The sequence below is a fragment of the Variovorax sp. RKNM96 genome (genome assembly GCF_017161115.1).
Classification (GTDB): Bacteria; Pseudomonadota; Gammaproteobacteria; order Burkholderiales; family Burkholderiaceae_C; genus Variovorax.
This window is the reverse complement of sequence record NZ_CP046508.1, coordinates 120529-144185: the sequence shown is the minus strand read 5'-3', so window position 1 is coordinate 144185 and position 23657 is coordinate 120529. Positions and strand designations below refer to the sequence as shown.

Annotated in this window: 24 protein-coding genes and 1 tRNA gene; 12 read left to right on the top strand and 13 right to left on the bottom strand. The window is 67.6% G+C overall.

The genetic code is table 11. From position 1 onward, the window contains the following. Positions 1 to 7: 7 nt before the first annotated feature. A complete protein-coding gene (locus GNX71_RS00720; protein ID WP_206176554.1) occupies positions 8 to 1246 on the bottom strand; it encodes a CaiB/BaiF CoA-transferase family protein in 1239 nt (412 codons plus the stop codon). A 6-nt stretch (positions 1247 to 1252) separates the two neighbouring features. Continuing rightward, entirely contained in the window at positions 1253 to 2452 is a 1200-nt protein-coding gene (locus GNX71_RS00715; RefSeq protein ID WP_093435448.1) for an acyl-CoA dehydrogenase, read from the bottom strand. Positions 2453 to 2636: 184 nt separating this feature from the next. Here GNX71_RS00715 and GNX71_RS00710 point away from each other — a divergent pair, with 184 nt between their 5' ends. Then, entirely contained in the window at positions 2637 to 3539 is a 903-nt protein-coding gene (locus GNX71_RS00710) for a LysR substrate-binding domain-containing protein (protein ID WP_206176553.1), read from the top strand. An 11-nt stretch (positions 3540 to 3550) separates the two neighbouring features. Next, complete coding sequence (locus GNX71_RS00705) at positions 3551 to 4480, top strand: AraC family transcriptional regulator (RefSeq protein ID WP_206176552.1); 930 nt, start codon at positions 3551 to 3553, stop codon at positions 4478 to 4480. Between the two features lie 28 nt (positions 4481 to 4508). Here GNX71_RS00705 and GNX71_RS00700 read toward each other — a convergent pair whose 3' ends face one another. From GNX71_RS00700 to GNX71_RS00690, 3 genes are read right to left on the bottom strand one after another with little or no spacing between them, the layout of a single operon-like run. Continuing rightward, positions 4509 to 5012 (bottom strand): GFA family protein, encoded by a 504-nt coding sequence (locus tag GNX71_RS00700; protein WP_206176551.1) that lies wholly within the window; start codon positions 5010 to 5012, stop codon positions 4509 to 4511. A 4-nt stretch (positions 5013 to 5016) separates the two neighbouring features. Continuing rightward, complete coding sequence (locus GNX71_RS00695) at positions 5017 to 5838, bottom strand: zeta toxin family protein (protein ID WP_206176550.1); 822 nt, start codon at positions 5836 to 5838, stop codon at positions 5017 to 5019. Then, positions 5835 to 6182 carry a hypothetical protein gene (locus GNX71_RS00690; RefSeq protein WP_241027125.1) on the bottom strand — a complete coding sequence of 116 codons (348 nt, stop codon included), beginning with the start codon at positions 6180 to 6182 and terminating at the stop codon, positions 5835 to 5837. The genes GNX71_RS00695 and GNX71_RS00690 overlap by 4 nt, the downstream gene beginning before the upstream one ends. 117 nt (positions 6183 to 6299) lie before the next feature. Between GNX71_RS00690 and GNX71_RS00685 the strand changes: the two genes are divergently transcribed. Both GNX71_RS00685 and GNX71_RS00680 read left to right on the top strand, forming a co-directional pair. Beyond that, entirely contained in the window at positions 6300 to 7016 is a 717-nt protein-coding gene (locus GNX71_RS00685) for a 2OG-Fe(II) oxygenase (RefSeq protein WP_206176549.1), read from the top strand. A gap of 185 nt (positions 7017 to 7201) precedes the next feature. Next, on the top strand, positions 7202 to 9169 hold the full coding sequence (locus GNX71_RS00680; RefSeq protein ID WP_206176548.1) for an adenylate/guanylate cyclase domain-containing protein: 1968 nt from the start codon (positions 7202 to 7204) through the stop codon (positions 9167 to 9169). Positions 9170 to 9176: 7 nt separating this feature from the next. On the opposite strand, the gene GNX71_RS00675 is transcribed toward GNX71_RS00680, so the two are convergent. Then, positions 9177 to 9629: a YbaY family lipoprotein gene (locus tag GNX71_RS00675; RefSeq protein WP_241027124.1), complete on the bottom strand. Its 453-nt coding sequence runs from the start codon at positions 9627 to 9629 to the stop codon at positions 9177 to 9179. A gap of 8 nt (positions 9630 to 9637) precedes the next feature. Then, positions 9638 to 11632, bottom strand: coding sequence for an acetoacetate--CoA ligase (locus GNX71_RS00670; RefSeq protein ID WP_206176546.1), 1995 nt, complete (start codon positions 11630 to 11632; stop codon positions 9638 to 9640). A 100-nt stretch (positions 11633 to 11732) separates the two neighbouring features. Between GNX71_RS00670 and GNX71_RS00665 the strand changes: the two genes are divergently transcribed. From GNX71_RS00665 to fahA, 7 genes are read left to right on the top strand one after another with little or no spacing between them, the layout of a single operon-like run. Continuing rightward, positions 11733 to 12464, top strand: coding sequence for a TetR/AcrR family transcriptional regulator (locus GNX71_RS00665; RefSeq protein ID WP_206176545.1), 732 nt, complete (start codon positions 11733 to 11735; stop codon positions 12462 to 12464). Continuing rightward, a complete protein-coding gene (locus GNX71_RS00660) occupies positions 12461 to 13408 on the top strand; it encodes an ABC transporter substrate-binding protein (protein ID WP_206176544.1) in 948 nt (315 codons plus the stop codon). Before GNX71_RS00665 ends, GNX71_RS00660 begins: the two co-directional genes overlap by 4 nt. Further along, positions 13405 to 14262, top strand: coding sequence for an ABC transporter ATP-binding protein (locus tag GNX71_RS00655; RefSeq protein ID WP_206176543.1), 858 nt, complete (start codon positions 13405 to 13407; stop codon positions 14260 to 14262). The genes GNX71_RS00660 and GNX71_RS00655 overlap by 4 nt, the downstream gene beginning before the upstream one ends. Next, a complete protein-coding gene (locus GNX71_RS00650; RefSeq protein ID WP_206176542.1) occupies positions 14255 to 15025 on the top strand; it encodes an ABC transporter permease subunit in 771 nt (256 codons plus the stop codon). Before GNX71_RS00655 ends, GNX71_RS00650 begins: the two co-directional genes overlap by 8 nt. Beyond that, positions 15022 to 15813 (top strand): ABC transporter permease, encoded by a 792-nt coding sequence (locus tag GNX71_RS00645; protein ID WP_206176541.1) that lies wholly within the window; start codon positions 15022 to 15024, stop codon positions 15811 to 15813. The genes GNX71_RS00650 and GNX71_RS00645 overlap by 4 nt, the downstream gene beginning before the upstream one ends. A 59-nt stretch (positions 15814 to 15872) precedes the next feature. After that, positions 15873 to 16679: a cyclase family protein gene (locus tag GNX71_RS00640; protein WP_206176540.1), complete on the top strand. Its 807-nt coding sequence runs from the start codon at positions 15873 to 15875 to the stop codon at positions 16677 to 16679. Between the two features lie 19 nt (positions 16680 to 16698). Beyond that, a complete protein-coding gene (gene fahA, locus GNX71_RS00635; RefSeq protein WP_206176539.1) occupies positions 16699 to 18021 on the top strand; it encodes a fumarylacetoacetase in 1323 nt (440 codons plus the stop codon). Between the two features lie 62 nt (positions 18022 to 18083). On the opposite strand, the gene GNX71_RS00630 is transcribed toward fahA, so the two are convergent. The 3 genes from GNX71_RS00630 to GNX71_RS00620 all read right to left on the bottom strand — a co-directional run bounded on the left by GNX71_RS00630 (position 18084) and on the right by GNX71_RS00620 (position 19581). Then, a tRNA-Gly gene (locus tag GNX71_RS00630) sits at positions 18084 to 18159 on the bottom strand. A gap of 65 nt (positions 18160 to 18224) precedes the next feature. Beyond that, entirely contained in the window at positions 18225 to 19130 is a 906-nt protein-coding gene (locus tag GNX71_RS00625) for an NAD(P)/FAD-dependent oxidoreductase (protein ID WP_206176538.1), read from the bottom strand. Beyond that, complete coding sequence (locus tag GNX71_RS00620) at positions 19120 to 19581, bottom strand: Rrf2 family transcriptional regulator (protein WP_206176537.1); 462 nt, start codon at positions 19579 to 19581, stop codon at positions 19120 to 19122. Before GNX71_RS00620 ends, GNX71_RS00625 begins: the two co-directional genes overlap by 11 nt. A gap of 267 nt (positions 19582 to 19848) precedes the next feature. Between GNX71_RS00620 and GNX71_RS00615 the strand changes: the two genes are divergently transcribed. Then, entirely contained in the window at positions 19849 to 20358 is a 510-nt protein-coding gene (locus tag GNX71_RS00615) for an adhesin (protein ID WP_206176536.1), read from the top strand. A 58-nt stretch (positions 20359 to 20416) separates the two neighbouring features. Here the strand turns inward: GNX71_RS00615 and GNX71_RS00610 are convergent, their stop codons facing one another. The 3 genes from GNX71_RS00610 to boxB are packed head-to-tail and all read right to left on the bottom strand — an operon-like array spanning position 20417 to position 23635. Beyond that, positions 20417 to 20860, bottom strand: coding sequence for a MaoC family dehydratase (locus GNX71_RS00610; protein ID WP_206176535.1), 444 nt, complete (start codon positions 20858 to 20860; stop codon positions 20417 to 20419). A gap of 10 nt (positions 20861 to 20870) precedes the next feature. Beyond that, a complete protein-coding gene (gene boxA / locus GNX71_RS00605) occupies positions 20871 to 22157 on the bottom strand; it encodes a benzoyl-CoA 2,3-epoxidase subunit BoxA (protein WP_206176534.1) in 1287 nt (428 codons plus the stop codon). A 50-nt stretch (positions 22158 to 22207) separates the two neighbouring features. Next, positions 22208 to 23635, bottom strand: a complete 1428-nt coding sequence (gene boxB / locus GNX71_RS00600) for a benzoyl-CoA 2,3-epoxidase subunit BoxB (RefSeq protein ID WP_206176533.1) — start codon at positions 23633 to 23635, stop codon at positions 22208 to 22210. Between the last annotated feature and the right edge of the window lie 22 nt (positions 23636 to 23657).

The following is a 23657-nucleotide window of genomic DNA, read 5'->3' as shown; positions in this document are numbered from 1 at the left end:
TCTTTCTTCAAACCACGCCTGCTGACCGCAGGGCGTCGAAACGTGCGGCGTCGATGCCGAACTCGGCCAGCACTTCGCGCGTGTGCTGCCCGAGCGCCGGCGGCGCATGGCGCAGCACGGGCGGCGTGGCCGAGAGGCGCAGCGGGCTCGCCACGCCGGTGATGCTCGCGATGCCGTCACCCGCATCGCGCGGCAGCGTGACCGCGAGACCGCGCGCCTTGACCTGTGCATCGTCGAAGGCCTGCGCGATGTCGTTGATCGGGCCGCAGGGCACGGCCTTGTCCTCGAGCAGCGTGACCCAATCGGCGGTGCTGCGGGTACGCGTGAGCTCTTCCATCATCGGGATCAGCACGCCGCGATGCTTCACGCGCAGCGTGTTGGTCGCAAAGCGCGCGTCGGCCGCCCATTCCGCGTGGCCGGCCGCTTCGCAGAAACGCGCGAACTGGCCGTTGTTGCCAATGGCCAGCAGCATTGCGCCGTCGAGCGTCGGAAAGTCCTGGTAGGGCGCGAGGCTCGGGTGCGTGTTGCCCTGGCGCTGCGGCGCCTTGCCGGTGTTGAGGAACGCGCTCGCCTGGTTGGCGAGGATGGCCATGCCCACGTCGAGCAGCGCCATGTCGATATGCTGGCCTTCGCCGGTGCGGTCGCGCACCTGCAGCGCCGCGAGGATCGCGGTACTCGCGTAGACGCCGGTGAACAAGTCGGTGAGCGCCACGCCCACGCGCAGCGGGCCGCCGCCGGGCACGTCGTCGGGACGGCCGGTGATGCTCATCATGCCGGTCATGGCCTGGATCATCAGGTCGTAGCCCGCGCGCTCGGCATACGGGCCGTCGTGGCCGAAGCCGGTCACGCTGCAGTAGATGAGGCGCGGGTTCGCCGCGCGCAGGCTCTCCTGGTCGAGACCGTATTGCTTGAGGCCCCCGGTCTTGAAGTTCTCCACCACGATGTCGGCCTGCGCCGCCATCTGCTGCAGCAGCGCCTGCCCCTCGGCCGTGGCCATGTCGACCGTGACCGAGCGCTTGTTGCGGTTGCAGGCGGTGAAGTAGCTGGCCTGGTCGGTGTCGTTGCCGTCCGCGTCCTTGATGAACGGCGGGCCCCAGGTGCGCGTGTCGTCGCCCACGCCGGGGCGCTCGATCTTGATGACGTCGGCACCCAGGTCCGCCAGGATCTGCGTGCACCACGGGCCCGCGAGCACGCGGGACAGATCGAGGACCTTGATGCCGTCCAGGGCTGCGGGCTTGGCTGTCATTCGCTCTTAGTTCGCGAAAGCTGCGATGCCGGTGATGGCGCGACCCAGGATCAGCGCGTGGATGTCGTGCGTGCCTTCGTAGGTGTTGACCACTTCCAGGTTCACCAGGTGGCGGGCCACGCCGAACTCGTCGCTGATACCGTTGCCGCCCATCATGTCGCGCGCCAGGCGGGCGATGTCCAGGGCCTTGCCGCAGTTGTTGCGCTTCATGATCGAGGTGATCTCGACAGAGGCGGTGCCTTCGTCCTTCATCCGGCCCAGGCGCAGGCTCCCTTGCAGGCCCAGCGTGATCTCGGTCTGCATGTCGGCCAGCTTCTTCTGGATCAGCTGGTTGGCGGCGAGCGGGCGGCCGAACTGCTTGCGGTCCAGCGTGTACTGGCGGGCGCGGTGCCAGCAGTCTTCGGCCGCACCGAGCGCGCCCCACGAGATGCCGTAGCGGGCGCTGTTCAGGCAGGTGAAGGGGCCCTTCAAGCCTTGCACTTCGGGGAAGGCGTTTTCTTCGGGGCAGAACACGCCGTCCATCACGATTTCGCCGGTGATGCTGGCACGCAGGCCGACCTTGCCGTGAATGGCGGGGGCCGACAGGCCCTTCATGCCCTTCTCGAGCACGAAGCCGCGGATCGGGCCGACCGTGCCGCTCTCGCTGACTTCCTTGGCCCACACCACGAACACGTCGGCGATGGGCGAATTGCTGATCCACATCTTGGCGCCGCTGAGCGAATAACCGCCCGGCACCTTCTTGGCGCGGGTGACCATGCTGCCGGGGTCGGAACCGTGGTCGGGTTCGGTCAGACCGAAGCAGCCGATCCATTCGCCGGTGGCCAGCTTGGGCAGGAACTTCTGCTTCTGTGCCTCGGTGCCGAATTCGAAGATCGGCACCATCACCAGCGAGCTCTGCACGCTGGCCATCGAGCGGTAGCCCGAATCGACGCGCTCGACTTCGCGGGCGATCAGGCCGTAGGCCACGTAGTTGAGGCCGGGGCCGCCGTACTGCTCGGGGATCGTGGGGCCGAGCAGGCCGAGCGCGCCCATTTCACGAAAGATGGCGGGATCGGTCTCGCCGCTGCGGAAGCCCTCGATGACGCGGGGCGCGAGACGCTCCTGGCAGTAGGCATTGGCCGCGTCGCGGATCATGCGTTCTTCGTCGGTCAGTTGCTGGTCGAGAAGAAGGGGATCGTCCCAGTGGAATTGCGCTTTGGCGGCCATGTGCTGTCTCCGGAATGAGGGGGAAAAGAGAAAAGAGGGGGATGAGGCGATCCTAGCCACGCGAGGGGTCGGGCGCAAACGATGAATCCTCACCCAGATATGCGTTTGTAGAATGTCTTGCAAGATGTTCGAGCGGCCTCGCCATTGGCAACGCCTTGTCTCCATACATACACCCGAGGCATACATGCGCCGCAAGATACCCCCCCTGCAAACCCTCGTGTGCTTCGACGCCGCCGCGCGCCACGAGAGCTACACCCGCGCCGCGCAGGAACTCGCGCTCACCCAGAGCGCGGTGTCGCGGCAGATCGGCGCGCTCGAAGCCTTCCTGGGCGTGGCGCTCTTTCGCCGCACGCGGCACGGTGTGGCGCTCACCGCGAGCGGCGCGGCCTATGCGCGGCAGATCACCAAACGGCTCGAGGCCATGGAGCGCGACACGCTCGACGCCATGGCGCATCAGGGCGAAGGCGGCTCGCTCTCGCTGGCGGCCGTGCCCACCTTCGCCACGCGCTGGCTGATGCCGCGCCTGAAGGGCTTCGCCGCGCTGCAGCCCGACGTGGTGGTGCACATCGAGACGCGCACCCGCCCCTTTCTTTTTGCCGATGCGGAATTCGACGCGGCGCTCTACGCCGGCACGCCCGCGCAGGTCGAGAACTGGGCCGGCACGCGCGCGCTGCTGCTGATGCACGAGGACGTGGTACCGGTGTGCAGCCCTTCCCTGCTTCCGCGCGGCAAGGCCGTGGCGCCGGCAGTCATCGCGAAGATGCCGCTGCTCCAACAGAGCACGCGGCCCGATGGCTGGCGCCAGTGGTTCGATGCGCAGCAGATCGACGCGCCCAACGCACGCGGCGGACCGCGCTACGAGCTGTTCTCGATCCTCGCCGCGGCCGCGTCGCACGGCCTCGGCGTGGCGCTGATGCCGACGATGCTGGTGGCCGACGAACTCGCGCGCGGCGAACTGGTGGTGGCCTGCGCGCGGCCGCTGTCAGGTGAGCGCAACTACTACCTCGTGACCCCGGAGCGGGCCGACCAGCGGCCGCTGCTCAAGTTCTTCAGCGACTGGCTGCTCGAACAAGCGCGCCAACGTTGAGAATGCGCGCCATGACGCGCGACAGCCGCTCCGAATACGAATGGCGCATGCACAAGGTGCTGACGCACATCGACGACCACCTCGACGAAGCGCTCGAGCTCGCGGCGCTGGCCGACGTGGCGCATTTCTCGGCGTACCACTTCCATCGCCTCTTCGCGGCCTGGGCCGGCGAGACATTGGGCGACTACATCCGGCGCCGCCGCGTGGAGGTGGGCGCGCTGCGGCTTGCGACGCAGCCGCGCCTGTCGGTGCTCGAGGCGGCGGTGTCGGTGGGCTTCGGTTCGGGCGAGGCCTTCACCCGCGCGTTCCGCGCGCGTTTCGGCAGCGCGCCCAGCGCATGGCGCGCATCGCACGACTGGACGCTGCCCTGCGACGACCCTTCGCGCATTAGCAATCCTGATCAGATCGCCCTGCACGGCTTCACGAAGAATGGTTCTCCATCGCGCAATCCCGCGCACGAGGAGCCACCCGTGAACGTTGAACTGATCACCCGCCCACCCGTCACCATCGCCTATCTGCGCTACACCGGCCCGTTCGGCGCACCGGTGGGCGAGTTCTGGGCCACGAAGGCCGCGCCCTGGATCTGCGCACACAACCTCTGGTCGCATGCGCGCTACGGCATCAGCCACGACGACCCGAGCATCACCGCGCCGGAGCATTCGCGCTATGACGCATGCGTGGAAGTGCCCAGCGACTTCGTGCCCGATGGTGGCTTCCAGAAGACGGTGCTGCCGGGCGGGCGCTACGCCTCGCTGCGGTTCCAGGGCCTGCCCGCGGAGATCAACGATGCGTGGACGCGCCTCATGCGCGACTGGCTGCCCGCCAGCGGCTTCCAGTTCGACAGCCGGCCCGCGTTCGAGTACTACGGGCCCGGCATGGCCTTCGACGAGAAGACCGGCGCCTTCGAATGCGACATCTGCATTCCGATCGCGCCGCTCTGAGCGACACCGTGCCTCAGGCCTTCGCGGCTCAGGCCTTCGCGGGCCGCGCGCCCTCTTTCGCATAGGCCTGGATCAGGCCCGGAAACGCAGCGAAGTCCGGCAACTTGCCGAAGCTGTGCACCGCGGGCGTGGCGGCCCAGGGCAGCTTCTCGTCGGTCCAGGTTTCCATGAACGGCACGAACCATTCGTGGCGGTCAAGCATCGTGGGCCGGATGTTGACGAACTCGTCCATGCCCTCGGTGCGGGTGAACATCCAGCTCTTGCAGTGCGGGCAGCAGTAGTGATGCGAGTCGCCGTGCAGGCCGCCGATGACGGGCTCGCCCGCGACGACTTCGAAGCCCGGCGTCGGGATGGCGAGCGAGAGCGAAAAGGCGCTCGCGCTCATGCGCTGGCAGCCGGTGCAATGGCAGGCCATCGACAGCAGCGGCGGCGCGGTGATGCGAAGGCGCACCTGGCCGCAGCGGCAGCCGCCTTCCCAAGGGAGTTGCCAGTCGTCGGTGCCTTGACCGGCGGGGGGTGTGGGAGTGCTCATGAAATTACTTCCTGGTGCTTGAAGGTGCCGGCGACGCCGCCTTTTTAGCCGGTGGTTTGGCCGATGGCTTTCGGCGCGCCTTGAAAGGCCCGGTGACTTTTCCGAGCCACGGATCGCAGACGGCGCGCAGTTCCGGATCGACGTCGAACTGCGGGTCCCGCGCGTCGAACAGGATTTTCTTGCGGGCCTGCGCTCGCACCAGCGCGAACGCGTTTTTCTCGGAGCGGCTGTTGTCGAACATGAGCGTCATGTTCGCGATCTGCGTCGCATGCCCGACCGCGGCCTGCGTGCGCGGAAAGCGCTCGGCGAGCTTCTTGCGGTCCACGTCGTGGCCGCCCTGCTGCTTGCGGGTGCTCACGCGAAAGACCGACATGTCCACCGAGACCAACCCGACGAACAGCAGGACCACGAAGTAGCCCGCCTGCTGCATCGCGCGGATGTCGTCGGCTTTCGATGCGTGGCCGCCGCCGGGCAAGGGCTGCCAGTGCGAGAAGACCGTCTCGAATGCGAAGGGCATGCGCTGGTCCATCACCAGGCTCTTGAAGGCACGCACGCCCTCCTGCGACAGCACCTGCCATTTCTCGTCGTCGTCGCGCAGTTGCTGGGCCCATGGCGGGATGTGGCCGGTCTTCGCGTCCGCGTCCGGCAGGATGGACATCATCATCCGGTCGGCATTGATCAGCGGCATGCGCAGCGACCCGGCCAGGCGCGAATACCAGAGGGTGGATTTGCCGGCGCCGTTGTGGCCGGCCAGAACGAAGGCCACCGGACGCGGGCCCCGCATCTGGTCGAGGAGCTTTTCCAGCGTCGGGGGACGGCGGCTCACGCCTTGCTCGCGCGGAACTTTCCGTCGACCAGGCTGCCGGTGACCTTGGTGCCATCGGCCGCTTCGCGAACGACACGGGTCGGGTCCTGCGGGTCGGCGTAGTAGGCGAATATCCGGGCCGCATTGGGGCCGCGGAAAACGACAGACCTGTCGATACCGGGCTTGTTGAGCGCGCGTGCCGCCTTCTTCAGCAGCACGGTCGTGTTGTCCTCGGGACGGACGACGGGGCGTGGTGTTCTGCCGGTCTTGATCAAGGTCATGCCGCGCCCCAGCGTCGCCACCGGCCGGCCCTGGACCAGTTGCCCGGTGGTGCTTTCGCGCGCGACGGTTTTTTCTCTTGCCATCGCTGGATGATCGCTCAAAAGCCCCGATGCCCACCAGCCTCGGCGCCAAAGGCCGCGACGGCATACCGGTGTCCGAAAACGGCGAGCCTCGCGCACGCGACGGCGGGACACTGCGGCATGACAACAACAACCCACGTTTCCCGCATCGACGCGCTCGACTGGCCCCGCATCGAGACCGATCTCGCCACCCGCGGCTGCGCCACCACCGGCCAGCTGTTCACCCCCGAGGAATGCGCCCGACTCGCGGCGATGTACGACGAGAGCGGCCATTTCCGCAGCCGCGTGGTCATGCAGCGGCACGGCTTCGGCCAGGGCGAGTACCAGTACTTCGCGAACCCGCTGCCATCGCTGATCGCGGCGTGGCGCAGCGCGCTGTACGAACGCCTCGCACCACTGGCCAATGCCTGGGCCGGTGCGATGGGCCAGCCGGCCGACTACCCGCCCGATCACGCGGCCTATCTCGCGCGCTGCCATGCGGCGGGCCAGTTGCGCCCCACCCCGCTGCTGCTGCGCTACGACGAGGGCGACTACAACTGCCTGCACCAGGACCTGTACGGCGACCTGCAGTTTCCGCTGCAGCTCACGGTGCTGTTGAGCCGGCCGGGCGCGGACTTCACCGGCGGCGAGTTCGTGCTGACCGAGCAGCGCCCGCGCATGCAGTCGCGCGCCGAGGTGGTGTCGCTCGCGCAGGGCGAGGCCGTGATCTTCGCGGTCAACCAGCGTCCGGTGGCGGGCACGCGCGGCACCTACCGCGTGACGATGCGCCACGGCGTGAGCCGCCTGCGCTCGGGGCGCCGGCACACGGTGGGCCTCATTTTTCACGACGCGCGCTGACAACTCCAGGCTTGCGAACGACCGTGCACTAATGCACGGAAAAGCCGAAGTCGCGCAAAATCCCTGTCGCGCCAGGCGCGCCCGCCAGAATTTCCGACACCCAACGATCGGAACGGCGGGCAATCCTGGTGCCGATCCGCGGCCGACCCGCAGCGGATGTGCTCGAGTGGTCGACAGGGAGCTGTATGAACATGAACTCGTCCGGATCTCCGGATGTGGCGGAAAAGCCGCCGTTTGAATCCGCCGGCGTGCGCACGCCGCCGGCCGCCGGGCCCGAAGCCCCACCCCGGCGCTCGCGCCATTTCAGGGTCGACGTGGGCACCATCGTCAGCGCGGTCGCGCTGGCCCAGTCGCTGCTGCTGGTCTCGCTCGGCTACTGGGGCTCGCAGCGGCTGGTGTCGAACATCGGCACCTCCGCGCACCGGGCCGCCCACGACCGGACCGAGGACAAGGTGCTCGCCTTCCTGGCGAAGGCCGAGTCGGTGGTCGGCGCCATCGCCAGCGCGCCGAGCCTGAGTCCCGCGGGCGAACACGTCGATCGCACCGCCGAGCTGCTCTGGACACTGCTGCAGCAGTCCCCCGAACTCGACAGCCTGTACGTGGCCAACGAAAGCGGCCAGATGCTGATGGCGCTGCGCTATCCGGTGCCCGCGATCCGGCACATCGCGCTCGGCGCGGAATTCACCACCGAGACCTGGCAGTACAAGCGGCCCCTCGGGGCGGAGCTGGACGCGCAGCAGCGCTTTGCCACGCAGCGCATCGAGTCCTTTCGCAGCAGCTACAACCCGACCGCCCGCAGCTGGTTCCGGCAGGCCAACAAGATGCAGGGGCCGATATGGACGCAGCCCTATGTGTTCGCCGCCGCGCAGGAATTGGGCGTGACCTATGCGGAGCCGAGCGAGCGCCGCTACACCGAGGGCGGCCCGAAGGCGCTGGTGGTGGCGGGCGACGTGTCGCTCGGGCGCCTGTCGGAGTTCGTGCGGCTCTTCAGCAGCAACGGCTATGGCCACAGCGCCCTGTTGAGTGCAGACCACCAGGTGCTCGCGCGCAGCGACACGCCGGGCGTGCTGCACCGGCTGGAGCCGCCCACAGGCGTCCTCGGCGCGCTGCACACGCAAATGCACGAACACACGGCCGCCGATGGCACCACGGACGGCAACAGCGATGCGACCTTCTCCGTCGACTTCGACGGCAAGCGCTACCTCGTGCAGACCTCGCTGATCCCGTCCACGGGCTGGGAACTGGTGAGCTGGGTGCCCGAGGACATGGTGCTGGGCGACCTGCGCCGCGCGGTGCTCTGGGGGCTGCTGCTGGCGCTGGTGTTCCTGGCGCTGGCGCTTTTCATGTCGCTCAAGCTCTCCAAGCTGGTGACATCGCCGGTGGAGAACCTCTCGCGCATCGCGCGCCGCATCGGTCTCCTGGAGCTGGACAACCTGCCGCGCGAGCCCAGCCGCGTACTGGAGATACAGCACCTGGACCAGGCGCTGGACGACTCGGCGCGCAGCCTCAAGGCATTCAGCAAGTTCGTGCCGGTGGACGTGATCAACCAGCTCGTGGCCGAAGGGCATTCGCTCGCGCCCAACGGCGCGTCGCGCCGCGTGACGGTGATGTTCACCGACGTGGAGGGCTTCACCTCGATCTCGGAGTCGCTGCCCATCGACGTGCTGGTGGGCATGCTGACGGAGTACTTCAACCTCGCGACCGGCGTGTTCGCACGCTACGGTGGCGTGGTCGACAAGTTCATCGGCGACGGCATCATGGTGCTGTGGGGTGCGCCCGCGGACCTGAAGGACGCGGAGTACCGCGCCTGCCTGGCCGCGCTGCAGCTGCATGCGCAGATGGCCGATCTCAACAACAAGTGGCGCGCCCGGGCTCTGCCCGAGTTCCGCACCCGCATCGGCATCCACACCGGCGTGGTGATCGCGGGGGTGCTGGGCTCGAACGACCGGCTGTCGTACACCGCGTTCGGCGACGTCATCAACGTGGCGAGCCGCATCGAAGGCATCAACAAGCAGTTGGGGACGCAGACGCTGGTGTCGGAAGACACCTTCGCGGGCCTGAAGGAGCGCCTCGGCACGCGCCGCATCGAGGAGCTGGTGGAGCTGCGCGGCCGGCAGACGCGCATGGTGCTCTACGAGCTGATGAAGCCTTGAACGTCGTTCAGCGCGGCGACGGTGTGACGCGCACCAGCACCAGGTCGGCGGTAGCGCCGCTGCCCTGCGTGAGCACCGGGTACTGCGTGTCGTTGATGAACAGCAGCTGCCCGCTGCGCAGGATGCGCGCCGACACCGCGTAGCGCATGCGCGGATCGATGCGGGCGGCATCGACCGTGAGCTCGTAGGCGAAAGGCGGCTGCTTGCCGTTGGCCTTGATGCGCTGCTCGGCGAGCGTGACCGAAGGTGCGTCCATGCGCGACACGTCGAGCAGCTGGACCACGACCTCGGCCGCAGGATCGAGCGCGATGCGTTCGCGATATGTCACCGTGCCGCTCACGCGCAGCGACGAGGCAACGGGCGTCGCGGGTTTGGATGTGGGCGATGGCGATGCGCAGGCGCTCAGCAACGAAGCGCCGGCCGCGGCGGAAAGCAGGAGAAGGCTGGTGCGTCTTTTCATCCGGCCCATTATGCGGAGGCACGCTCGGCGGCAAAAGCCACATACCAATCCAAGCTGCCGGGATTTGCCATCGCCTCGCGGTTCACCACCTTCTCGATCGGCTGGCCCAGCAGCAGCTTCTTGATCGGCAGCTCCTGCTTCTTGCCCGAGAGCGTGCGCGGAATCTCGGCGACCTGGAAGATGTCGTTGGGCACGAAGCGCGGCGAGAGCGAGGTCTTGATCGCGTTGTTGAGGCGGGTGCGCATCGCCTCGTCGAGCGCGATGCCAGGGCGCAGCACCACGAAGAGCGGCATGTAGCTGTCGCGGCCCAGGTATTCGAGATCGACCACCATCGAGTCGAGCACCTCGGGCAGGCCCTCGACCGCGCTGTAGATCTCGCTGGTGCCCATGCGCAAACCCTGGCGGTTGATGGTCGCGTCGCTGCGGCCGTAGATGATGCAGCCGCCGTCCTCGCCGATCTTGATCCAGTCGCCGTGGCGCCAGACACCGGGGTAGGTGTCGAAGTAGCTCGACACGTAGCGCGCGTTGCCCTCGTCGCCCCAGAAGTAGAGCGGCATCGACGGAATGGCCTTGGTGCAGACCAGCTCACCGACCTCGCCGATGACCGGCTGGCCCTGCTCGTTCCACGCCTCGACGGCGTGGCCGAGCTCGCGGCACTGCATCTGGCCCGGCACCTCGGGCAGCTCGCGGTTGCCGCCGACGAAGGCGCCGCAGAAGTCGGTGCCGCCGGAGATGTTGCACCACCAGACCTCCTTCGAGCCCGCATCGAGGATCTGCTGCGAGCCCCAGCGCTGCACCTCGTCGGGCAGCGGCGAGCCGGTGCTGCCGAGCGCACGCACGCGCGAGAGATCGCCGCACTCCTTCGCAACGATGCCGGCCTTCATGCAGTTGGTGAAGTAGGCCGCGCCCGCGCCGAAGAAGGTGACCTTGTGCCGCGCGACGAAGCGCCACAGCACGCTCCAGTCGGGCTTCTCCTTGCTGGCCGCCGGGTTGCCGTCGTAGATGCAGATGGTCGCGCCGAAGGCCATGCCCGAGAGCTGCGAATTCCACATCACCCAGCCGGTGGAGCTGTACCAGTGGTAGCGCTCGCCGAAGTTGTTGGCGCCGTAGCTCGCGCCCACGTCGTTGTGCAGGCCGCAGGCGTGCATCGTCAGGAGGATGCCGCCCTGCCCATGCACGATGGGCTTGGGCAGGCCCGTGGTGCCGCTCGAATAGACGATCCAGATCGGATGGTCGAAGGGCAGCCATTCGGGTTCGAAGGCGGCGACCTCGGTGTCGTTGCGCGCGGTGGCCTCGGTCCAGTCGACGTCGTGCGCGACGGGGCTCGCGGCGAAGGGCGTCTTCACGAGTAGCAGCTTCTTCACGCTCGGCAACTGGGCGCGCAGTTCCTGCAGGACGGCGCTGCGGTCGAGCGGCTTGCCGCCGTAGTGCACGCCGTCGACGGCGATCAGCACCTTGGGCTCGATCTGGCGGAAGCGATCGGCCACCGCGGCCGTGCCCATGTCGGGCGCGCACACGCTCCAGATCGCGCCGATGCTGGAGCACGCGAGGAACGCGACCATGGTCTCGGGCACGTTGGGCATGTAGGCCGCCACACGGTCGCCGCGCTGCACGCCGAGCGACTTCAGCGTGAGCGCGACCGCGGCGACCTGGCGGCGCATCTCGGGCCACGACAGCTCGCGCACTTCGCCGAGTTCGTTGTCGCTCACGATGGCCGGCATGCCGGCGGCGTGCGCCGCATCGGCATGGCGCAGCACCTCGCGCGTGTAGTTGACCTGCGCACCGGGGAACCATCGCGCACCGGGCATGCGCGACTCGGCGAGCACCGCGGTGTGCGGCGTGGGCGACTGCAGGTCGGCGTAGTCCCAGATGCTTTGCCAGAAGGCATCGAGGTCGGTGACGGACCAGCGCCACAGCGCGTCGTAGGTGTCGAACGACAGGCCGCGCTGGTCGCGCAGCCAGTTTTGATAGAGGCGGATCTGGGGGATGTTGGGAGCGGGCATGAACCGAGCGTAGCGCCGCGAACGACCGTGCTCAATGAGGGTTGACCTCAGGGTTTGTACGCGTGTTCAACATTTTTGTACAAGCGTTCAATATGCCCCCATGAACACCCGCACCCCGACCGCCAGACGCAATGCCCCGCGTGCCGCGGCCATCACCGCCGAAGCCGGCCGGCCCGACCGCCGCCAGGCCATCCTGCTGGCCGCAGAGAAGCTGTTCGCGCAGCACGGCTACCACCCGGTGACGATCCGGCAGATCGCGGAAGAAGCCGGCGTGCCGCTCGCGCTGGTGGGCTACTACTTCGGGCCGAAGCACGAACTCTTCCATGCCATCTTCGAGCACTGGAGCCACACCATCGAGGAGCGGCTCACACGTCTCGCGGACGTGGACAACAACCCCGACGACGCGCACACGCTGCCGCGCATCATCGAAGCCTTCACCGCGCCCGTGCTCGCGTTGCGCGCGAGTTCGGAGGGCGAGTACTACGCGCTGCTGGTGGCACGCGAGCTCTATCACGCGACCGAGGAAGCCGACCGCGTGCTGCGCGGCTACTTCGATCCGCTGGCCGCCGCCTACATCGATGCGCTGCACGTAGCGCTGCCGCACGCCACGCGCGCACAGGTCGCGTGGGGCTACCAGTTCGCGCTCGGCGCGCTGCTGCACCACCTGAACGACAGCCGCATCGAACGGCTCTCGCGCGGCGAGAACAAGCGCGCCGACCCCGCCGTGGCGCCGATGCTGGTGAACTTCATCGTCGGCGGCCTGCGCGCCGCGCTGCCCAGGCCCAAGACCCCGCGTACACAGAAGACCCCCACCCGGAGACAGAAGACATGATGAAACGACGCACCCTGCTGTCGGCGCTCGCGGCCGCATCGGCCGCCGCCGCGCTGCCTTCGCGCGCGCAGCAGTCCCATCCGAAGATCGTGTTCGGCTATACGGCCGTGACCGACTTCGCCTCTGTCTTCGTGGCGGCCGAAGAGGGCTACTTCAAGAAGCGCGGGCTCGACGTGGAACTCAAGTTCATCCCGTTGAACTCCACGATCCCGGCGGCGCTGCAATCGGATTCGCTGCAGATCGGCGGCCCCACGCCCTCGGTGTTCCTGCAGGCGGTGGACGGCGGGCTCGACCTGGTGCTGGTGGCCGGCGGCGGCCTCACCTCCAAGACCTTCACCGGCTTCGGCCTGGTGGCGCGCGCGGGCTCGGGCATCAAGAGCCCGCAGGACTGCGTGGGCAAGAAGATCGGCGTGCCGGGGCTCGGTGCGTTCCTGCACGTGACCTTCCGCGCATGGCTGAAAGACAGCGGCGTGGACTACCGCAAGGTCAACTTCGTCGAGGCCTCGTTCCCGCAGCACGCGGACCTGCTGCGCGGCGGCTCGGTGGATGCGGTGGTGTCGGCCGATCCGTTCATGAGCCGCATCACCGAGAGCGGTGCCGGCTACGTGGCCTCCTACTACTCGACCTTCCTGCCAGAGAACAACCAGACCATCGTGCATGCGGCCAAGCGCGAGTGGGTCGCGAAGAATCCGGCGACGGCGCGCGCCTTTCGCGAAGCGCTGGTCGAGTCCGGCGGCTTCATGCAGCAGGCGAAGAACGATGCGAAGGTGCGCGCAGCCATCGGCAAATACATCAAGCTGCCGCCCGAAGTGCTGGCCAAGATACAAGTCTCGCCACCGGGCCCGGTCGTCACCGACAAGCAGCTGGGCTACTGGACCGGGCTCATGAAGGAGCAGGACATGCTCAAGACCAACATCGACGTTGCGAAGCTGATCGCCAGATGATTTCCTCGCCCGCCCCGATCACCGCACGCGCCGCACTTTCCGTGAGCGCCGCGCGTTCGCCGGCAAGTTCCACGATGCCTGCCACCCCTTTCCTGCGCTTCGACGGCGTGACCATCCGGCTCGGCGGGCGCGAGATCCTGTCGCCCACCTCGTTCGACGTGGCACGCGGCGAGTTCGTCTGCATCGTGGGCCCGAGCGGCTGCGGCAAGACCACGCTGCTGCGCGCGGCCAGCGGGCTCGTCACCGCGAGCGCCGGCGAAGTGCGCCGCAACGGCGTGAAGATGACCGAGCCTTCGCGCGAAGTGGCCTTCGTGTTCCAGGACTACGGCCGCGCGCTACTGCCGTGGCGAACGGTGGAAGGCAACGTGAGCCTTGCGCTCGAAGCGGCCGGCGTGCCCGCCGCCGAACGCGCGCCGCGCATCGCGGATGTGCTTGGCAAGGTCGGACTCGCGAAGCATGCGCAGAAGTTTCCGGTGCAGCTCTCGGGCGGCATGCAACAGCGCGCACAGATCGCACGCTGCCTCGCACAGAAGCCCGAACTCATGATGATGGACGAGCCTTTCGGCGCGCTCGATGCGCTCACCCGCCAGAGCCTGCAGGACGAGCTCGCGCGGCTGGTGCGCGACGACGGGCTCACGGTGCTGTTCGTCACGCACGATCTCGAAGAAGCCATCTATCTCGGCGACCGCGTGATCGCGCTGCAGGCCAATCCCGGCCCCGGACGGCCGAGCCTCGCGCGAATGATCGACGTGAAGATCCCGCGCCCGCGCGACCAGCTCACGACCAAGGAGCATCCGGACTACCTGCAGTTGCGGCGTGAGCTGTTCGCCTTCATCGAGCAAGGCCATGACTGAAGGCCGCGTCTTTCGCTGGCTGCGGCCGTGGGTGTTTCCCGCGGTGCTGGTCGGCGCCTTCGAGTGGTACGCGCGGCGCGCAGCAGCGCTGGGCAGCGATGCGCTCGCGCCGCCCAGCGCCGCCGCCAAGGCTTTTGTCGGCGCGGCGCTCGACGGCTCGCTCTGGCAGGCCACCGGCTTCACGCTCGGCACTGCGGCGCTCGGCTTGCTGATCGGCGCGGTGCTCGGCATCGCGCTGGGCCTCGTGCTCGGTCTCTCGCGCCGCGCCGCGCAGCTGGGCTCGGTCTCCATCGAGGTGCTGCGGCCCGTGCCCTCGGTCGCGCTGATTCCGCTCGCGATGCTGGCCTTCGGTTTCGGTGTGCGCATGGAGCTGGCCATCGTCGCCTTCGCCACTTTCTGGCCGCTGCTGGTGCTGGTGCAGTCGGCGGTGCAGCAGATCGAACCGCGCCTGCTCGAAGTGAGCCGCGTGCTCGGTCTCTCGGCGCGCGAGCGTGCGTTCAAGATCGTGCTGCCGGCGATCGTGCCGCGCCTGTTCGTCGCGCTGCGCCTCGGCGTGGCGGTGGCGCTGGTGGTGGCCGTGACGGTGGAGATCGCCGCCAACCCCAACGGCATGGGCTACGCGATGATGATCGCGCAGCAGAGCTTCGACCCCGCGCTGATGCTCGCGTGGCTCGGCTGGATCGGCGCGGTGGGCTTCGCGGTCAACGCGGGCATGGTGCTGCTGCAGCGCGCGGTCGCGCGTCGAATGGGGGTGATGCCATGAACGGCAACGACCGCGCGCCCTCTGGCCTGCACTGGCTCGGCTCGTTCGCCGTGCTGTGCGCACTCGTCGCGCTCTGGTGGGTCGCGAGCAACGCGGGCTGGGTGAGCCGCGTGTTCCTTCCGACGCCGCAGGCCACCTTCGCGAGCCTGCTCGAAGGGCTCAACCTCTCCGGCGATTCAGGCAATGGCGAACTGCTCGCCTTCACGCAGGCCACGATCGGCCGCATGGTCGAAGGCTGGCTGCTGGCCTCGCTGTTCGGCGTGGTGCTGGGCGCGGCCATCGGCGTGTCGCCCGCGGTGCGTGCATGGGTGCAACCGACGCTCGAATTCATCCGCCCGCTGCCCGCATCGGCGTTGCTGCCGCTCGCCATTTCGATCTTCGGGCTCAACCCCGGCATGGTGCTGTTCGTGGTCGCGTTCGGCGCGATGTGGCCGGTGCTGCTGGCCACGGTGCATGGCTTTGCGGCCGTGGAGCCGCGTCTGGCGGAAGTGGCGCGCTGCCTGCAGATGTCGCGTGCCGCGTACATCTGGAAGATGGGCCTGCCCAACGCGATGCCCGACATCCTGGCCGGCATGCGCCTGGCGCTGACCATTGCGCTCATCGTCGCGGTGGTCGGCGAAATGATTGCCTCGCAGAGCGGCTTGGGGCAGGCCATCCTGCTGGCCGCGCGCGCCTTCCGCGCCAGCGACCTCTTCGCCGGCATCGTGCTGCTCGGACTCATCGGCTTCGTGAGCAATGCGCTGCTTGCCCTCGCCGAGAAACGGCTGCTGCGCTGGCAGCAACCCTGATCGATCCTTTCTTTTCTTCCTTCACGCCAACACAAACACACCCCACAAGGAGTCTCGCCATGCCGCGCAAATTCGTCGACCTTTCGATCTTTCTAGAAAACGATGTGCTCTCCGACCCGCCCGCCTTCGCGCCGAAGATCCAGTACTTCACGCACGAGCAGACCTACGAGCAGATCGAGCCCTTCTTCCCCGGTTTGAAGAAAGAGGACCTGCCCGACGGCGAAGGCTGGGCCGTGGAACTGGTGCAGCTGTCCACGCACAACGGCACGCACCTCGACGCGCCCTATCACTTCCACTCGACCATGGACAAGGCGCTCGGCGAGAAGAAGCCCGCCATCGCCATCCACGACGTGCCGCTCGAATGGTGTTTCCAGCCGGGTGTGAAGCTCGACTTTCGCCACTTCGCCGATGGCTATGTGGTCACGGCGGACGACGTCGAGGCCGAATTGAAGCGCATCGGCCACACGCTGAGTCCGCTGGAGATCGTGGTGGTCAACACGCGCGCGGGCTCCCGCTACGGCAACAACGACTATGTTTCGGCCGGCGCGGGCATGGGCTACGAAGCGACGATGTATCTGCTCGAGCGCGGCGTGCGCCTCACCGGCACCGATGCATGGAGCTGGGACGCGCCCTTCGTGCACACCGCCAAGAAGTACGGCGAGACGCACGACGCCTCGTTGATCTGGGAAGGCCACAAGGCCGGCCGCGACATCGGCTACTGCCACATCGAGAAGCTGCACAACCTGGAAGTGCTGCCGCCGACGGGCTTCTTCATCAGCTGCTTCCCGCACAAGATCCGCGGCGCTTCGGCGGGCTGGACGCGTGCGGTTGCGATCTTCGACGACGCGCTGATGGCATCGGTCTGAACGAAGGAAATCCACAGCCATGATCGAACTCAACCACACGCACGACGCCGGGGCCCGCAGTTGGGTCGACACCGCCAACGCGGCCGGTACTGATTTCCCGATCCAGAACCTGCCGTATGCGGAGTTCCGCCGCATCGGCAGCCCCGAGCCGTTTCGCGGCGGCGTGGCCATCGGCGACCAGGTGCTCGACCTCGCGGCGCTGGCCGCAGGCTCGCATGTCGACGGGCTCGCGCTCGATGCGGCGCGGGTCGCCGCCCTGCCCGCCCTCAATGATTTCTTCGCGCTCGGGCCCACCGCCTGGCAGGCCCTGCGCCATGCAGTCTTCGCGCTGCTGCGAAGCGATGCGCCCGTTGTGACGGTGGACGACCTGCGCAAGTGCCTGGTGCCGCAAACCGACGTCGAATACACCGTGCCCGCGCGCATCGGCGACTACACCGACTTCTACACATCGATCGACCATGCGCTGAACATCACGCGCCTGTTCAATCCCGAAGGCGATGTCACGCCGAACTTCCGCTGGATTCCGACGGCGTACCACGGGCGGGTCTCGACCATCGGCGTGAGCGGGCAGCGCTTTCACCGTCCGATGGGGCAGACGTTGGCACCGGGCGCGAAGGCGCCCACGTACCACGCGTGCGCCCGGCTCGACTACGAACTCGAACTCGGCGTGTGGATCGGCGAGGGCAATGCGGCCGGCGAGCCGATTCCGCTCGAACGCGCCGAGGAACACATCTTCGGCATCTGCCTGCTCAACGACTGGTCGGCGCGCGACATCCAGTTCTGGGAGATGGCGCCGCTCGGGCCTTTCCTCGCGAAGAATTTCGCGACCACCATCTCGCCGTGGATCGTGACGATGGAGGCGCTCGCGCCCTACCGCCAGGCCTGGACGCGGCCGGCCGACGAGCCCCAGCCACTGGCCTACCTGGAGAGCAAGGCGAACCGCGAGAGCGGCGCGATCGACATCAGCCTGGAGGTCTGGCTCGAAAGCGGGAAGGCGCGCGATGACAAGAGCGGGCCTTCGCGCCTGTCGCGCACGAGCTTCAAACACCAGTACTGGAGCGTGGCGCAGATGGTGGCGCACCACACCATGGGCGGCTGCAAGCTGAATCCGGGCGACCTGTTCGGCAGCGGGACGATCTCGGGGCCGGGCCCAGGCGAGGCCGGCGCGATCATCGAACTGGCGCGTGCGGGGCAGAGCCCCGTGGCGCTGGCGAATGGCGAGCAGCGCGCATTCATCGAGGATGGCGACGCGGTGCTGCTGCGCGGCTGGTGCGAGAAGCCGGGGCATGCGCGCATCGGGTTCGGCGAGAGCCGCGGCACGGTGTTGCCGGCGAAGGGCTGAGCACGCGTCCAACGCGGCGCAAAAGAAAAGGCCACCGGTGAGGTGGCCTTTTGCATGAAATGTGGAGCGGGAAAAGAGTCTCGAACTCTCGACCTCAACCTTGGCAAGGTTGCGCTCTACCAACTGAGCTATTCCCGCATTTCGAGCGTCGAATTATAGAGGGCTCGGAGCCCGTTTTTCCCGAGCCCGAGAAAAAAGTGGGGTCAAGTGCCAAACACCATGGCCCGATGCATCGACGTGCCGGCCATCACACCATCGGCCGAGGCCAGCGTGGCGTTGTGCATCGGCATGGCGGCATCGCCCGCGGCGAACACGCCGGGCACGGTGGTCATCTTCATCGCATCGATGCGGATCACCGGGCCGGCCGGGCCGTCGTCGAAGGCGCAACCCAACTCTTCGGCGATAGGACTCGAAGGACGCGTGCGGGGAACCATGAACAGCGCGTCTACCGGCACGATGCGGCCGTCTTCGAGGCGAATGCCGGACAGGTCCTTTGCCGGCCCCTCCAGCGCGGCGATGCGGCCGGGCTCGATGGCCACGCCGCGCGCCTGCAGCCTGGCGCGCGCCTCGTCGTCCACCGTGTTGTTGCCGTTCAGGAAGAGCGTCGCCGGCCCCCACTCGGCGATCAGCATCGCGTGGTCGGGCGGGTGCGGCGCTTCGATCAGAATGCCGAGCCTTCGGCCGCTGAATTCATAGCCGTGGCAATAGGGGCAGTGCAGCACGCTGGTGCCCCAGCGTTCGCGCACGCCGGAGATGCCGTCGGGAAAGCCGTCCTGCACGCCGAAGGCCAGCAGGAGCTGGCCGGCCGAGAGTTGCAAGTCGCTGTCGAGCGATGCGACGAACCCGCCCGCGCCATCGGCCTGCGCGCTCGCCACGCGGCCTTCGATGAAGGTGACGTTGGGATAGGCCAGGAGCTTCGCGCGTGCGTCGGCAATCATCTTCAGCGGCGGCACGCCGTCCTGGCCGAAGAAGCCGTGCGCCGCGGCGGCGAAGCGGTTGCGCGGCGCGCCTGCATCGACCACGCACACGTTCTTGCGTGCGCGCGCGAGCTGCATGGCAGCGGAGAGGCCGGCAAAGCTGCCGCCCACGACAAGAGCGTCATAGCGCATGTTCGATGTCCTTCTGGGTGAAGCCGCCGCCTGTCATGCGGCGATGAAAGTCTTTCGAGAGATCGGCCAGCGTGATGCTGTTGAAACGCTTGAGCAGCAGGGCCTCGGCCGCATCGAAGGCATCGTCGAGCGCCGCATTCACCGCCTGCTCCACGATGCAGCCGGGGCTCTCGGTGCGATTGCCCATGGCCAGCAGCGCGGGCGCGCCGACGGCGTTGTGGATGTCGCCCAGCGTCACGCGCGACAGCGAGCACGACAGCACCCAGCCGCCGCCGTGGCCCTTGGCCGAACTCACGAAGCCCGCCTGCCGCAGGCCCGCCATGAGCCGGCGCACCACCACCGGATTGGTGTGCATCGCCGCCGCGAGCGCCTCGGAGGTGATGGGCCCGTCCATCTCGGCCATGTGCAGCAGCACGTGGAGAACGCCGGAAAGCTTGCTGTCTCGTTTCATGCAACATTATTGGTTGCATGAAATCGTCGGCGCCGGAGAAGGCTCGTTTTGACCATGCCCGGAGAAAGGTCGGCACCACGCGAAAAGCCCCCTGACACAGAGCGACGCCCTAACGCACGAGCTTCCATTCCCGACGACGGACACGTCCCACAAGCGAGAGCGAAGCCCCCGCACACGGCGACATGGTGCGAGGTGGTCACGGTAGCGACCGAACTGGCCCAAAGCCGGTTCTTGTCAGTGACCATTCAAACGAAAGGAACAGTCACCATGAAGCAACAACAACACAAATCCATCTTCGTCGGCGCCTTGCTCGCAGGCCTTCTTGCCATGAGCGGTTTCGCTCAGGCACAGGGCGTTGGAGTCGGCGTGGGCGTGAATGCCGATGTGAATACATCGGGCACGGTCAAGGCCGCACCGGCGCAAGGCAGCGCAGGGGCAGGCGCAAGCACCGGCGCCGCAGCGGGTGCAGGCACATCGGCCAATGGCGGTGCCGGCAACGCAGCGGGCGGCCTGGGCAACACGGTCGGTGGCGTGGTCGGCGGCGCGACAGGTGCCGTGGGCAACGCGACCAGCACGGTCGGCGGTGCCACGGGCGCCGTGGGCGGTGCGACCGGCGCGGCAACAGGCGCTACAGGTGGCCTCACGAACACCGTGGGCGGCGCGACCGGTGCGGTCGGCTCGGCGGGCGGCGCGGTGAAGCCATCATCGGGCACCGGCGTGGGCGCGAAGGCCAACGGCAAGGCCAAGGGCTCGAGCGCAGTCGACATCACGAAGTAACCACGCCTCATGGGCACAAGCCCGCAGCGCTCGCGCGTTGCGGGCTTTTCTTCGCGTCTCAGCCGGACACTTCGAGCCTGAAAAGGCTCGTGACCTCCGCGTCGAGCACCATCAGATCGCGCTGGTTGAAGAGCCGCCACTGCCAGCGCAGGATGCCGAGCGTCGGCCGCTTCTCGGAGCGCCGCACCTCGATCACGTCGGCCACGAGCCGCAAGGCATCGCCAGGGCGCACGGGGTTGGGCCAGCGCACATGCTCGAGCCCCGGCGACGCAAAAGACTCCGAGCCCTTCAGTGCCGCCTCGACCACCAGGCGCATCGCGATCGAGCAGGTGTGCCAGCCGCTCGCAATGAGTCCGCCGAAGGCGCTGTCCGCCGCGGCCTCCGCGTCGGTGTGAAACCACTGCGGGTCGTACGCCTTGGCGAACTGCACCAGCTCGGCTTCGGTGAGCACGTAGGGTCCGGCCTCGATGACCTGGCCTGCATGGAAGTCGGCGAACAGCATCCGCCGCAGCTTAGTAGGTTTCGAGGTGCAGGCGGCCTTCGCGTTTGAGCGAAGCGCCGACCGTGTCCCAGTCGAGCCCCGCTTCCGTCGCCACGTCGCGCAGCGCGAGCACCACGCCCTCTTCCATGCTCTTCAAGCCGCACACGTAGAAGTGGCTGCTGCCGTCCTTGAGCAGCGCGGCCAGGTCAGCGGCGCGCTCGCGCATCAGGTCCTGCACATAGCGCTTGGGGCTCCCCGGCGTGCGCGAGAACGCCAGGTTGATGTCGATGAAGTCCTTGGGCAGGGACTGCAGCGGACCGAAGTACGGCAGCTCCTGCTGCGTGCGCGCGCCGAAGAACAGCATGAGCTTGCCGCCTTCGAACTTGCCGCTCTTGCGCAGGCGCCGGCGCCACTCGGTCATCGCGCGCATCGGTGCGCTGCCGGTGCCGGTGCAGATCATCACGATGTGCGACTTGGGGTGGTTCGGCATCAGGAACGAGGCGCCGAAGGGCCCCACCACCTGCACGGTGTCGCCCACCTTCAGGTCGCACACGTAGTTGGAGCACACGCCGAGCACCGGGTCGCCCTGGTGGTCCTCGGTCACGCGCTTCACGGTGAGCGAGACGTTGTTGTAGCCCGGCCGCTCGCCGTTGCGGGGGCTCGCCACCGAGTACTGGCGCGCATGGTGGCGCTTGCCGATGGCATCGACGCCCGGCGGCACGATGCCGATCGACTGGCCTTCGAGCACTGGGAACGGCACCACGCCGAAGTCGAGCACGATGTGGTGCGTCTCGCTGTCGAAGCCGGCTTCGGTGCAGTTGAAGTTGCCGACCACGGTCGCGGTCGTCGGCATCTTCGGCGGGAACAGGTTGGTGTACGCATGCGCGGCCGACCACGGGGGCACGGTGGCGCCGTACTGCGCGGAATTGAAGATGGTCTCGACGGACTCGACCGTGGCGACCTGCATCGGCGCCGTCGCAGCGGGTGCTGCAGCTTCATCGCCCGCATCGGCGGAAACACCCGCGGCTTCGAGTTCTTCGGGCGTCAGTTCCGCCGGCAGTTCTTCCCAGGTGAGCTGTTCTTCGATCGTGTACGCGCGCACCAGCGGCATCGTGCGCCAGTTGTCGATGGAGCCCGTCGGGCACGGCGAGATGCAGGCCATGCAGCCATTGCAGATGTCGGCGCGCACGACGTAGTTGTTGTCGTCGTGCGTGATCGCATTGACGGGGCAGGTGGCCTCGCAGGTGTTGCAGCGGATGCAGATCTCGGGGTCGATCAGGTGCTGCTTGATGACCCCGGCTTCAACGGCCATGTCCATGTTGTTCTCCATCCCCTCGCCGTGGGGACGAGGGATTCATATCCAGGCGCTCAGCCGAAGCGCACGTACTCGAAGTCGACGGGCTGGCGATTGATGCCCATCACCGGCGGCGAGATCCAGCCTGCAAACTTGCCCGGCTCCACCACGCGGCCCATCAACGATGCCACGAAAGCGAAGTCTTCGGAACTGGGCAGCAATTCGTCGCGCTTGGCGGCCCATTCGATCTCGTTCACCACGCGGCCTTCGGGCGACATCTTGATGCCGGCGAGCGCGCCGATCTGGCGGTTGAAGGCCTTGTGCGGCACGACCAGGCGGGTGGGGATGCCGGCTTTTTCCAGCACCTTGTTCCAGCGGCCGACGCCGGCCACCGAGTCCTTGATGAAGTCGTCGCGCAGCACTTCGTTCAGCGCGTTGAGCATCGGCACGTCCTTCTCCACGAGCTGGCCGTCCTTCACCTCGAGCACCTTGTAGGTCTGGCCCTTGAGGATGTGATCGTCCGTGCGCTTGCCTTCTTCGTAGCGGCCCTTCAGGCCCGAGCTGTAGAAGATGGCCGCGTTGCTCGACTGGTCGGCGCCGAACAGGTCGATGGTCACGCTGTAGTGGAAGTTCAGGTAGCGCTGAATCGTGCCCAGGTCGATGCAGCCCGCGGCGCGAATCTTCTGCACGTCGTCGGTCTTCAGCTCGTTCATCACCTGCGCGGTGCGCGCGATCACGCGCGACACGCCACTCTCGCCCACGAACATGTGGTGCGCCTCTTCGGTCAGCATGAACTTCGTGGTGCGCGCGAGCGGATCGAACGCGCTCTCGGCCAGCGCCGAGAGCTGGAACTTGCCGTCGCGGTCGGTGAAGTAGGTGAACATGAAGAACGCGAGCCAGTCGGGCGTGCGTTCGTTGAAGGCGCCCAGGATGCGCGGGTTGTTCTCGTCGCCCGAGGTGCGCTGCAGGAGCGCATCGGCCTCTTCGCGGCCGTCGCGGCCGAAGTGCTTCTGCAGCAGGTAGACCATCGCCCACAGGTGGCGGCCTTCTTCGACGTTGATCTGAAACAGGTTGCGCAGGTCGTACATCGACGGCGCCGTGAGGCCCAGGTGGCGCTGCTGCTCGACCGACGCAGGCTCGGTGTCGCCCTGCGTCACGATGATGCGGCGCAGGTTGGCGCGGTGCTCGCCGGGCACGTCTTGCCAGGCCTTCTCGCCCTTGTGGTCGCCGAAGTGGATCTCGCGGTTCGCATCGCCCGGGTTCAGGAAAATGCCCCAGCGGTAGTCACGCATCTTCACGTGGCCGAACTGGGCCCAGCCCTGTGGGTCGACGCTCACCGCGGTGCGCAGGTACACGTCGTGGTTGGTCGAGCCTTCGGGGCCCACGTCGTCCCACCAGTTGATGAAGTTGGGCTGCCAGCCTTCGAGCGCGCGCTGCAGCGTGCGGTCTTCGCCGAGGTTGACGTTGTTGGGGATCTTCTCGCTGTAGTTGATCGTGCTCATCGTTGTTCCTTGGGTTGTACGG